This window comes from Agrobacterium sp. LAD9, assembly GCF_003031125.1.
Classification (GTDB): Bacteria; Pseudomonadota; Alphaproteobacteria; order Rhizobiales; family Rhizobiaceae; genus Agrobacterium; species Agrobacterium radiobacter.
The window spans coordinates 172,466-184,935 of the sequence record NZ_PHGS01000029.1; the positions used below are offsets into that span (position 1 = coordinate 172,466).

At 59.4% G+C, this 12,470-nt stretch carries 10 protein-coding genes; 8 read left to right on the forward strand and 2 right to left on the reverse strand.

Annotated features, from left to right (window positions below):
* Positions 1–15 precede the first annotated feature (15 nt).
* Entirely contained in the window at positions 16–2,178 is a 2,163-nt protein-coding gene (locus DA915_RS26620) for a TonB-dependent siderophore receptor (RefSeq protein WP_192886668.1), read from the reverse strand.
* 156 nt (positions 2,179–2,334) lie between these two features.
* Between DA915_RS26620 and DA915_RS26625 the strand changes: the two genes are divergently transcribed.
* From DA915_RS26625 to DA915_RS26645, 5 genes are all read left to right on the forward strand, one after another.
* Positions 2,335–3,249: a LysR family transcriptional regulator gene (locus tag DA915_RS26625; protein WP_162722711.1), complete on the forward strand. Its 915-nt coding sequence runs from the start codon at positions 2,335–2,337 to the stop codon at positions 3,247–3,249.
* Between the two features lie 226 nt (positions 3,250–3,475).
* Entirely contained in the window at positions 3,476–3,739 is a 264-nt protein-coding gene (locus tag DA915_RS26630) for a hypothetical protein (RefSeq protein ID WP_107677779.1), read from the forward strand.
* Between the two features lie 198 nt (positions 3,740–3,937).
* The gene (locus DA915_RS26635) at positions 3,938–5,605 is read left to right on the forward strand and encodes a phosphoethanolamine transferase (RefSeq protein ID WP_107677780.1); all 1,668 of its coding nucleotides are present in this window, start codon (positions 3,938–3,940) and stop codon (positions 5,603–5,605) included.
* 65 nt (positions 5,606–5,670) lie between these two features.
* On the forward strand, positions 5,671–6,324 hold the full coding sequence (locus tag DA915_RS26640) for a response regulator transcription factor (RefSeq protein WP_003508448.1): 654 nt from the start codon (positions 5,671–5,673) through the stop codon (positions 6,322–6,324).
* A 19-nt stretch (positions 6,325–6,343) separates the two neighbouring features.
* Positions 6,344–7,681: a HAMP domain-containing sensor histidine kinase gene (locus tag DA915_RS26645; RefSeq protein WP_107677781.1), complete on the forward strand. Its 1,338-nt coding sequence runs from the start codon at positions 6,344–6,346 to the stop codon at positions 7,679–7,681.
* Positions 7,682–7,748: 67 nt separating this feature from the next.
* Here DA915_RS26645 and DA915_RS26650 read toward each other — a convergent pair whose 3' ends face one another.
* A complete protein-coding gene (locus DA915_RS26650) occupies positions 7,749–9,053 on the reverse strand; it encodes an MFS transporter (protein ID WP_065695327.1) in 1,305 nt (434 codons plus the stop codon).
* Between the two features lie 292 nt (positions 9,054–9,345).
* Between DA915_RS26650 and DA915_RS26655 the strand changes: the two genes are divergently transcribed.
* The 3 genes from DA915_RS26655 (at position 9,346) to DA915_RS26665 (ending at position 12,407) form a co-directional block, all read left to right on the forward strand.
* Positions 9,346–10,452, forward strand: a complete 1,107-nt coding sequence (locus DA915_RS26655; RefSeq protein ID WP_107677782.1) for an RHE_PE00001 family protein — start codon at positions 9,346–9,348, stop codon at positions 10,450–10,452.
* Positions 10,453–10,701: 249 nt separating this feature from the next.
* On the forward strand, positions 10,702–10,932 hold the full coding sequence (locus DA915_RS26660) for a helix-turn-helix domain-containing protein (RefSeq protein WP_020809209.1): 231 nt from the start codon (positions 10,702–10,704) through the stop codon (positions 10,930–10,932).
* Positions 10,933–11,162: 230 nt separating this feature from the next.
* A complete protein-coding gene (locus DA915_RS26665) occupies positions 11,163–12,407 on the forward strand; it encodes an adenylate/guanylate cyclase domain-containing protein (protein ID WP_107677783.1) in 1,245 nt (414 codons plus the stop codon).
* The last annotated feature ends 63 nt before the right edge of the window (positions 12,408–12,470 follow it).

Below are 12,470 nucleotides of genomic sequence, written 5' to 3' on the forward strand. Positions count from 1 at the left end.
CACTTTAATATGGCGTTACCAACGGTAGGTCAGCTTGCCCATAACGGTTCTGCCGTCACCGTAATAGCATCCGAAAGTGGAGCAACTAGAAATATATTCTTTATCAGTCAAGTTTTGCACCAGAAGCGAGGCGCGGTAGCCGTTCTTCTCGTAATGCACGCCGAGATCGAGCAGGGCGAGGCCCTTCATTTCGAAGGCGTTGGCCGCATCGCCATAACGTTTTCCGACATAACGGACACCGCCGCCGATGCCGAAACCTTCAAGCGCCGTATCTTCCGGGAAGGTGTAGTCGAGCCAGAGGCTGGCGGCGTGCCGGGGCGTGCTATCCAGTTCCTTGCCGTGGTTCACACGGCCGGAGACCTCGCTGTCCATGTAGGTATAGGCCGCCCGCAGGTCGAGCCCATCTGCAAGGCTTGCGACGCCTTCCAGTTCGAGGCCCCTCACATGCGCCTCGTCCATCTGCTGCGTTACCCCGCCCACCGTCGTCGTGACGTTCTTCTGTTTCAGATCGTAGATCGCCGCGGAAAGGAAACCGTCAAAGCCCTCTGGCTGATATTTGATGCCCGCTTCCCATTGTTCGCCCGTGGTCGGTTTCGGCGCATCACCGACAGCCGGCTGCGGCACCGGCTCGAAGGAGGTCGCGTAGCTGACATAAGGCGCGATGCCGCCATCGAAGAGATAGCTGACGCCGACACGGCCCGTCAGCTTGTGGTCGTCCTTGTCGAGCGTGCGGTAGGTCGTTCCGTTGAACGTCGTGCCGCCGGTGCTTGCCCAATCCTGCCGCAGACCGGCGGTGACCCGCCAGTTCTCAAAGGCCATCTCGTCCTGCGCATAAAGACCGATCTGGGAAATATCCGTCTTCACATCGGCATAAAGCGTGCGCGAGGTGAGGCTGATCGGCCCGCCATAAACAGGATTGACGGGATTGAGCGGCGTTGCGGCCCAGAATTCGGTTTTGACGTTATTGTCGAAATAGCGGTAATCCAGCCCGACAAGCAGGGTGTGGGCGACTGGTCCCGTGGAGAACTCCGCCTGCAGGCTGTTATCGATGTTGAAGGTGTTCAGCAATTCATCCTGGAACGTCGCATTGCGGCGGATAAGATTGCCGATCATGCCGCCGCTGGTCGAAGACATGCCGAGCGCCCGGTAGGACCAGTCGAAATTGGAATAACGCGCATTTTGCCGGAAGGTGAAGGTCTCGTCGAAACGGTGCTCGAATTCATAGCCGATATTGGTGAACTTGCGGCTTGAGGTATCGAAAGAGGGATCGCCGACATAAAAGCTGCGATCCAGCATATTGCCTGGTCTCAGATAGGTCAGCGCCGGCGGCAGGCCAGACGGCGAACTCGGATTGTCGTGCTGATAGGAGGCGAGAACCGTCAGTTTCGTATCCTCGTCGGGCTGCCATCTCAGCGCCGGGGCGATGAAATAACGGTCATTCTGCAGATTGTCCGTCTGAAGATGGGCGTTGCGGGCAAGGCCGGTCAGGCGATAGGCAAAACTGTCGCTATCCGCGACCGGCCCGCCAATATCGAACATCGATTGGTAATAATCGAAGCTGCCGATCTGTGCTCCGACTTCGCCGAAACGCTCGAAGGTCGGCCGCTTGCTGATGAGATTGATGAGACCACCGGGATTACCCTGACCGTAAAGCACCGAGGCCGGCCCGCGAATGACTTCCACCCGCTCCAGACCGTAGACCTCATAAGACGGCGCACCGGCCGTGCGCATCAGCCGCAGACTGTTGAGGAACTGCAGCTGGTTACCCTGAAAGCCGCGAATGCGCGGCGCATCGAAACGTGGATCCGCCCCAAACGGCTGCGCGACGACGCCAGGCACATAATTCAGCGCCTCGCTGAGATTACGGACATTCTGCGCATCCATCTGATCCCTGGTGATGACGGAAACCGATTGCGGCGTCTCGATCAGGGATCGCCCCGTCTTGGTGGCGCTGGCGCTGGTTTTTGCCACATAGCCCTTCACCGGCGCCTTGGGGTCCTGATTTTTCGCGCCGTCCACGGTGATGGTCTGCAGCACCGTCGTTCCGGCTTCCTGCGCAAAGGCAACGCCGGAGGTCACGAACGCCACATAGGCGATGGCAGCGCAACCGCCCGCCAGAATGGAAATGTGTTTGGTTTTTCCCTGCACGCCAAGACCCTTCATCAACCGCGCCGCCATGAGACGGTTATTTTTCTGGAGAATTTAAGTCATCTTATTACGCAAGGAGCAGATTGTGATCCAATAAGTGAAACTGGATTTTTTCAGAACTATTGATTATGAAAATTCTCACGGATAATAGCTTGGAATTATTCAAATCCGTCAGGAAAGGCCGTGATGATGGGCAGGAAACCGGCAAACCGGGCGGACGCGTTCGAGCTGCGGCACCTGCGCTATTTCACCACGCTGGTGGATGAGCGCAATTTCGAGCGCGCCGCCGCCCGCCTCGGCATTGCCCAGCCGGGTTTGAGCCAGCAGATCATGGCGCTCGAGCAGATCGTCGGCATGCCGTTGCTTGACCGGACACGGCGATCGGTGAAGCTCACCACGCCTGGCCAGCTTCTTTATGAGGATGCCCGCAAAATTCTCGCTAATGCCGAGGCGACACTTGCGGCGCTCAAACGCGTCGATCGCGGCGAGACGGGCCGCATCTCCATCGGTTATGTCGCTTCGGCCGCCTATTCCGGCCTGATGATCCAGTCCATCGCCAGTTTCCGCGCCTCCCATCCCGATGTGGAACTGCAGCTCATCGAGATGGAAATGCGGCTGCAGCTCGCCAAGATCGCCGACGGCAACCTGGATTTCGCCTTCATCCGCCCGCCTGCGCCCGTTCCGGAAGGCGTCACAACCCATGTGGTTCTGCGCGAACCGCTGGTGGCCGCACTTCCTGAAAACCATCCGCTGGCCTTTGCGCTGCAGCTCGATCTCAAGAATCTTGCCGAAGAGACCTTCATCACACCGCGGCAACCGCCGGATGTCGGCTTTCATTACAATACGATAGAAGCCTGCAACGAGGCCGGGTTCCAGCCGACGATAAGCCCGGAAGGCCGGGATTACACCACCATTACCAGCATGGTGGCGATCGGCCTCGGCGTGGCGCTGGTGCCGCGCTCGCTCGATTGTCTGCGGTTGCCGGGCGTGCGCTACGTGCCGCTTGCAGCAAGCGCCACCACGTCCGACCTCGCCATCGCCCACCGGAAAACGGAAGCCTCCCCCGCCGTCAGGGCCTTCATTCTCCATACCCGCAATTGACGCGACAGTACCCGTGGACGAAAAAACCCGTCATCGTCCGTTTACGCAGCATCGGCGGCAACAGGCCGGGCGATGCAACTACATGAGATTACGGAAAGAATGGCGCTCTTTTCGGCAAACCGGAAGCAAGGCCTAAATCCCGTACGGACATTTTCTGTTCCCGCTTTTCCCCGCGGCCGCGGCGTACCGCATAATCGCGGCAGATTTCGATTTACGGGAGACAGCAATGGCTGAGACTTACGAACACCACGCCGCAGGCCTCGAATCCCCGGCATCCCATGCTTTCGAGGTTGTTCTTGATGATACGAACCCGCTTCCTTCCCCCACGCGGGCCATCTATGTGGGCAATGGTGGTCATCTCTGCCTGACCCTGCTTTCCGGCGCGACGGTGACCTTCCAGAACCTGCCCGCAGGCAGCCTGCTGCCGGTCAGGGCCACCCGCATATTTGCAACCCGCACCACCGCCACAGGCATTCTGGGGCTCAATTGAGCGCTCCATCGCCGGCTGATCTCCTCGATCTGAAACGCAGCCCTCGCCAGAAGCCCACCAAGGAGTGCGACACTTTCATGACAAGCTTTCAGGTTGATGTCAGCAAAATGAAGCATCCGCCATTGATCGGCCCATGCGGCAGCTTGGACAGCGGCGTTCCCGCCCCTTTTTCGTTGCCGCCGGCCTATCGGAAATCTGGTGGATCTGGCAGTGGCTCTTTTTACCGCGAAAGCGACGGGAACAATAACGTATCGTCCGGAGATCGGCAGCGTGCCGCTCAGCCTGCTGACGGCGGCCTATCTGCTGTTTTTCACGAACCGGACATTCTGGTCGAAGGTTCACACCTATCTTTCCGCCTATCCGGTTGCCATCGTCGCGCTTTACGTTGCCATGGCCGCCCTTCTCGGCGCGCTCATCATCATTTTTTCCGCCAAATATCTCATCAAGCCGTTTGTGATCTTCCTGATCTTCGCCGCGGCCGCCGCTTCCTGGTTCATGGATCGTTACGGCATCGTCATCGACAGCGACATGATCCGCAACGCCATGGAGACGACACAGGCGGAGGCAGGCAATCTCATCACGCCCGGCTTTCTCTGGCATATGGCGATTTACGGACTGGTGCCGTCCCTCGTCATCATCGCCGTCCGCATCAGACACCGGCAGATCCTCGACAAGCTTTTGTGGAACACGATCAGCATCCTGATCTGTCTCGCCATCGCCGGCATCATCAGCTTCGCCAATTCCAAGACGTTCACCACCGCCGTTCGCCAGCACAAGGATATCGTCAAGAGCGTCAATCCATTGTCGCCGATCCTGTCGGCCATCCATTACTTCACACTGGCCGGCAAGGAAGTCGATATTCAGGTCACGCCGGTCGGCAGGGATGCGAAAGTTCTCCCGGCATTGGGCGGGGTCCACAAACCCCGCATCACCGTTATCGTTGCGGGTGAGACGGCGCGCGCCGCAAACTTTTCCCTGAACGGTTATGGACGTGACACCAATCCCGAACTCGCAAAACGCGGCGTGATCTATTTTCCGAACACCACCAGTTGCGGAACCGCGACAGCAATTTCCATTCCCTGCATGTTCTCGAAATTCCCGCGTTCGCAATATAGCCACAACAAGGCGCTCGCCAATGAAAACGTCATGGATGTCCTCGTCCATGCCGGCATTGGCGCCACATGGCTGGACAACAATACCGGCAGCAAGAATGTCGCCGACCGCATTGCCTATTTCGACCTGCCCTCCACCAATGACAGCCGCTTTTGCACTGGCGGAGAATGCCGCGACGATATCTTTTTCGACAAGCTCGACGCCTGGCTCAATAACGTCACCAAGGACAGCGTCATCGTGCTGCACCAGATGGGCAGCCATGGGCCGACCTATTATCTGCGCTACACCGACGAGTTCCGCAAATTCACCCCGGATTGCCGCACGGCCGAGCTTGGCAACTGCTCCGATGCGGAGATTGTCAACTCCTACGACAACACGCTTCTTTATACCGACCACTTCCTTTCGACCGTGATCGACAAGCTGAAGGCCCGTTCCGACAGGCTGGCGACGGGCATGATCTATGCGTCCGACCACGGCGAATCGCTTGGCGAAAACGGCGTCTACCTGCATGGCGCGCCCTATCTGCTAGCGCCCGACCAGCAGACCCATGTGCCGTTTCTCGTCTGGTTCGATGACGACTTCGCCAGATCCATGGGGCTGGATAAAGCCTGCCTGGCAAAAAGCGCGGCAGAGGGCGGGCGCTCGCACGACAATTATTTCCACAGCATCCTTGGAATGATGAACGTCTCCACTTCGGTCTACGATCCCTCGCTCGATGTATTCGGCGGCTGCACCCAGCGCCAGAACAGCTGAAACACCGTGCTTGACGCTTATCCGGAGAAAGAGATACGCAGGACGAAGCGATAGAGGGAGCTGTCTTGCGGGTTCTGCTTGTTGAAGACGATCATGTGCTGGGGGAAGCGCTGCGAGACCATGTCGCGGCGGCGGGTCACGCTGTCGACTGGTTCAAGACGCTGGGCGACGCCATGGCGGCGACGCTGACCATGGCCTATGGCCTGATCTTGCTCGACATGCGCCTGCCGGATGGCGAAGGCATCACCCTTCTGCAAACCCTGCGCAGGCGCGACGACGCTACACCTGTCATCATTCTGACTGCCCATGATCAGGTCTCCGACCGGATTGCCGGGCTGAATGCCGGGGCGGACGACTATCTGGTCAAGCCCTTCGATCTCAACGAGCTTTCAGCGCGCATGCTGGCGGTCTCGCGCCGTTACGAAGGGCGCTCGGCCCCCGTCATCCGCCTGCCCGGCATCGAGATCAACCAGGTGGCGCGCAATATCACGGTCGATGGAACGGCGCAGACGCTGAGCGCCCGGGAATGGGCCGTGCTCGAAAAACTGGTCGAACATCCCGGCGCGGTCGTCTCGAAAGCGCAATTGCACGACACGCTTTACGAATTCGGCGCGGAAATAGAAAGCAACACGGTCGAGGTCTATATCAGCCGGCTGCGCAAGAAAATCGGCCATGACCGCGTCGAGACCGTGCGCGGCGTCGGCTACACCATCAGGTAAGAACGGCAGGCAGGCAGATATGGCCAGACCGACCAGCATGACCCGCAAACTCGTCACAGCGCTGACGAGCGTTGTCGCCATATCCTGGCTTCTCGCCTGCGGATTGGGCGTCATGGTGATGCAGGACGAATTCGCCGAGATTTTCGACGCCGGCGTTGAGGAAACCGCCGAAAGGCTGCTGCCCCTGCTGGTGGACGACCTCAGGGAAAACAATACCGCGCCTGCCGCGCAAAAGCTCAACCAGACGTCGGAACGGGCGGAGTATCTGACCTATCAGGTTCGCGACCGGGAAGGACAGGTGGTGCTGCATTCGCATGACAGTTCGACGGAGCCTTTCGAGGTCTCGCTCGAACCCGGTTTTTCCGAAACCGCGACCCAGCGCATCTTTACGGTTGCGACACCGGACGGCAATTATTTCCTGCAGGTCGCCGATGCCTTCGCCAATCGCCGCGAGGCGATTGAAGAGGCGGGCACCGCGCTGCTGCTTCCCGTTCTCATCCTCATTCCCGCCAGCATTTTCGCCGTCATCGTCGTGGTGCGCAGGACACTGCGACCGATACAGACCCTGCGCGACGACATCAGCAAGAAGGATGGCGGCAATCTCGCACCGCTGCCAACACAGCCCTTTCCGGCCGAACTCCATCCCATCGCCCGTTCGGTCAATCTGCTGCTCGGGCGGTTGCGATCGGCAATCGAGGCGGAACGGGAATTCACCGCCAACAGCGCCCATGAATTGCGCACGCCGATTGCCGGTGCCTTGGCGCAGGCGCAGCGGCTCCATGCCGACATCCCGCCGGAACTGGCGCCGCGCGTGGAAAATATCGAAAAATCCCTGCAGCATCTCGGCCATCTCGCCGAAAAACTGCTTCAGATGTCGCGGGCGGAAGCAAGGATCGGGGTTACCGACAAGGCGAACGATCTCATTCCCGTTCTCGAACTCGTCATCGACGATATGATGAGAACGGCAATCGGCTCATCCCGCATCCGCTTCACCAATCGCTGTGAAGGCGGCCTATCCTGCAAGATAGGCGCGGATGCCTTCGGCATCATCATCCGCAACCTCCTCGAAAACGCGCTGATCCACAGCCCGCCGGAAAGCCCCGTGCAGGTCGTCGCCGAAACAGACGGCACGATCCGCGTCGTGAATTCCGGCCCGGCAATCGACGGGGCGCTCCTACCCAAGCTGACGACGCGTTTTACCCGAGGCCAGACCGCGGCTGATGGCACCGGGCTCGGCCTTGCCATCGTCAAAAGCCTGGTGGAGCAGACCGGCGGAGAGCTGGTGCTTTCCTCTCCGGCGCCGGGCCGGCAGGACGGTTTTGAGGCCCGCATCGTTCTTCCGGTCGAAGCCGCCTGAATGCGCTGAAAACAAAAACCCCGCCGGGAAGGCGGGGCTTTTATCGGTTCGGATAGAGCGGAGGGGCTCAATCTTCGTGGATATGGCTGTGATCGCGCGTATCGCGCATCTTCACATAAACCACCAGCGACAACGCGATCATGATCGTCACATACCAGAAGAACCAGTTTTCGTGGCCGATCTGCTTGAATTTCAGGGCCACGAATTCCGCCGTTCCGCCGAATATGGTGTTTGCCAGCGCATAGGGCAGAGCCACGCCAAGCGCGCGGATATGGGCGGGGAACATTTCCGCCTTCACCACCGCATTGATGGAAGTGTAGCCGGTAACGATCAACAGACCGACCAGCACGAGGGCGAAAGCCATGATCGGATCGGTCGTCGTCGAAAGCGTGCTGAAGATTGCGTAGGTGAACAGCGTGCCAAGAATGCCGAAGCCCACCATCAGCGGCTTGCGACCGATCTTGTCCGAAAGCGCGCCGGCAATCGGCTGGCACAGCATGAAGACGAAGAGCGCAGCCGTGGTAATTTCGGTGGCGCTTTCCTTGCTGAAACCTGACGTGTTGACGAGGAACTTCTGCAGATAGGTCGTATAGGCATAAAAGGCGAGCGTGCCGCCTGATGTCAGCGCCATCACCATCAGCGCTTCCCTCGGATAGTGCTTGAACAGCGCCCATCCGCTGGATTTCGGCTTGTCGGCGGCTCCGCTCTTGGCGTTTTCGAAGGACTGCGTCTCGGCAAGGCCACGGCGGATATAGAACACCGCGATCGCCAGGATGCCGCCGATGAAGAAGGGAATGCGCCAGCCCCAGGAGCCAAGCTGTTCCGGTGTCAAGGCCCGCTGCAGCACCAGAAGCACCGCCAGCGCCAGAAGCTGACCGGAGATCAGCGTCACATACTGGAAGCTGGAGAAGAAACCGCGGCGGTTCTTTCCGGCCATTTCGCTGAGATAGGTCGCGCTCGCGCCATATTCGCCACCAACGCTGATACCCTGCAGAAGGCGGGCGAAAACCAGAATGGCCGGTGCGGCAATGCCGATCGTCTCATGGCCGGGCGTGATTGCGATCAGCAGCGAGCCGAGACACATCAGCGTGACGGACAGTGTCAGGCCGGCCTTGCGGCCCTTGCGGTCGGCATAGGTGCCCATGAACCAGGCCCCGATGGGCCGCATCAGAAATCCGACAGCGAAAACGGCGGCCGCACTCAGGAGTTCGGCGGTCTGGTTTCCGGAAGGGAAAAACACCGGCGCGAAATAAAGGGTGAAGGCCGAATAGACGTACCAGTCGTACCATTCGACGAGGTTGCCCGCCGATCCGCCGATAATGGATTTCAAACGGGTTTTCTGGTCCGGTGCCGTGGCAGGACCATTTGCCATAATATTCACGGGTAAACTCCAATTCATCTTCGTCTGGAGATGGAAGGGCGAACGGAAGGTGTGATAATTTGTCGCTCTCGGTGGGGGTATATACCCGTCATATTGCAGTGCGCAAGTTTATACCGCATCGCAATATTGCCGAGGAAACAGTCAGGGCTTCCAAGACCCTCGTGGCTCCCGACCTTTAACCACCGGTCTTCTCGTCGGATTTTGGGTAGACACCGCGAAAGTAAAAAGCGCCCCGACTGTGATCCGCCTTGTAAGCCGCCCGCGCTCAAACTAAAAAATATCAATGATTTACGATATATCGGACATCCAGATCGAAAAGCTCCTCATTGCCGCCGCCCGTGCCGGCGAGGCGCTGGCGCGGCTGGACGAGCGGATCGATCGGTCACCGATGAAACACGGCTTCATCGAAAGGCAGGATTTCACCGACGCCATTTCCTCCATGTGGGTGGATGGCGAACTCGTCCATATGGAAGATCTGGTGCTGCATGACGCGCATATGGATGTGCGCGCGCCGACCCATGAAATGACGGCGGCACACCGGATTCTCCGTTCAAGGCGGCTGATCTTTTCCAATGCCGCCGGCTGGGCCTTTACCGCACCGGGTCTTGCGAGGCTCCGTGGCAGGGCCGCGCTTGCCGAAGAGGCAACGCCCAGACAAGAGCTCGATCACTCCCTTGATGAAGAAGCCGACGTGGAGGGGGAAACATCGCTGGATGGCGCTTTTTCCGAGCTGGACGCGCTTCTGGCGCGCAGCGCCGCAACGCTCGATGCGATTACCACCGGCAACGCACTTCCGACGATGCCCCGGGAGGAAAGCCATGCGATCATAAACGAACCCGACTGGGACGAGGATGAAAGACTGAAAGAATGGTGGGAGGTGCATGCACGCACAGAGGAATTACCCGCAATTCTTCGCACCGCCATCCTGCTCGACGCCTGGAACGTGATCGAGGTGCTGCAACGCAGCCCCTGGCTCGGCCGGCTTCTGGCCTCCGCTTTTCTGCGCGACGGCGCCGTCACGCCCGATCACCTGCCGGCGCTGAGCGCCGGTCTTCGCGCGATCCCACGCGAGCGCCGGCACGCGAGACACCAGACGCAGCGCCTTATCGCCCTTCTCGACAGCTTCTACGAAGCGGCACAGGCCGGCATGAAGGAACATGACCGGCTGACCCACGCGCGCGAGCGCATGATGCGCAAGCTGGCCGGCCGGCGTTCCTCCTCGCGTTTGCCTGAACTCGTGGAGCTTGTCGTCTCCCGGCCGGTGGTCTCGGCGGCGATGATCGTCAAGGAACTCGGCACCACGCCGCAGGGCGCGATCGGGCTCGCCAACCAGCTGGAATTGCGGGAAGTGACGGGTCGTGGCCGGTTTCGCGCCTGGGGCATGCTGTAGCGAAAGCCGCCCTAACCCCGCGGAAACCCGGAAAAACGGCATTTTTTCGGCCTTTTCCCGGCAAGACGCGCCGCAAGAATGCAGCGATCACGAATCTTAACAAAATTTAACTATTGCGTAGGTGGATGAAGCCGCTATGTTCCTCGCTGCGTTGCAACACCGATTTCTTCTCCGGCAACGCGGTCGCATTCGGCCCGGCAACTTTTCTTTGCCGCCCGCATTTAAGTGTCCACCATCAGGGAGATGCAAATGACAATTTCAGTCTCACAACCCGATTCCGATCACGAAACCGATGCTCCTTTCGCCAAAAAAGTCCTCACCGCTCGCAATCTCGCCGGATATACGGTCGAACAGCTTGCCGTGACCTGCGGCCTGACCACCAGCGAAATACGCGCCCTGGAAGACGGCACAGACAGCGATCCGCTGCGCATCAGGCGCGTTGCCGCCGCACTGCATATTCCCGTCGAAACCGTTATCTGATCCCTCTAGCGATCACCAAAAATCTCAGCGCCGCCGGTGGACAATGTTCCCGGGAACATCCGGGCGGCGCACGTGGCCTGATGCCGCCAATCCCCTCCGGAACATTTTCCGCGCCCCTCTTAACATTTTCGTTATCCGGCACCACATGGGGTTCACGAGCGACCATGTTCGGCCGAGTTCGACATGTGCCCTGCCCGTGCGAGAGCAGCAACAACCTCCGGAATCCTGCCATGACACTAAGTCTCGACACCGAAGAACGCGTTTCTTCAGCACTGGATGAATTGTGGCCAGCGGAAAAGACGGAAATTCTCGACTGGCTCATCACCGGCACCAAGGACGAACGCTTTATCGACGAGATATTCGTCGAACTCTGCAGCAGGCTGCGGGCGAGCGGAATTTCCGTGGCGCGGGGCGTGCTCGCTTTCCGCATTCGCCATCCGCAATGGCTTGGCGCGCGCATCCTGTGGAAAGCCGGCCTGTCCTCCGCCGAGATCGCCACCTATGGCTATGGGTCTGAAAATACGCCCGAATATCTCAACAGCCCCATCAACGACATTCATCAGGGCGCCACCGAAGTTCGCCACCGGCTGAACGGAGAGGAGATCGATGAACCCGGCTATACGATCTACGAAGATCTGCGGGCCGAGGGGCTGACGGATTATTGCGCCTGGCCGATCGAACACACCTTCGGCAAGCGCCATGTCGCCACATTCTCCAGTGACCGGCCCGGCGGTTTTTCCGACAGTGAAATCCTCGCCTTGAAAAACCTGCTTCCGGCGCTCGCGCTGGTCAGCGAAATACGCCTGAAAAACCGCATGACGCGCACCCTGCTGGAGACCTATGTGGGGCCGCATGCGGGTGAAAAGATCCTCAATGGCGCAACGACGCGCGGCAGCGGCATGACGGTGGGCGCGGCGATCCTGATCTGCGACCTGCGCAATTTCACCCATATTTCCGACCTCTGGCCGCGCGACGATGTCATCGAGCTTCTGAACGGTTATTTCGACGCCATGTGCGATCCCATCGAGGAATTCGGCGGCGAAATCCTGAAATTCATGGGCGACGGGCTGCTGGCGATTTTCCCGCTCAGCGATCCAAAGGCCTGCGAAAACCTGCTGAAAGCCATCGCCAGCGCCCAGAAAAGCCTCGTTGCGCTCAATGAAATCAATCGCCGGAAGGGCCACGATTCCCTGGGTTACGGCATCGGCGTGCATGTCGGTGATGTCATGTACGGCAATATCGGTTCGAAAACCCGCCTCGATTTCACCGTCATCGGCCCCGCCGTCAATATTGCCTCGCGGCTGGAAACACTGACCAAGGAGACTGGGCGCAACGTGCTTTTCTCCGAAGAATTCGTCCGCATGGCAGGACATCAGGAAAAGCTCGAAAATCTCGGCCCATGGCTGCTGCGCGGACTGGAAACCCCGGTCGAGGTTTACGCGCTTCCGCCAGAGACGAACATGATCTCCGACTGAACGGGTCGCCTTCACCCACCTTGCTCCCCCGCACGGCTCCTTCTGACGGCGGCGACGCTTTGT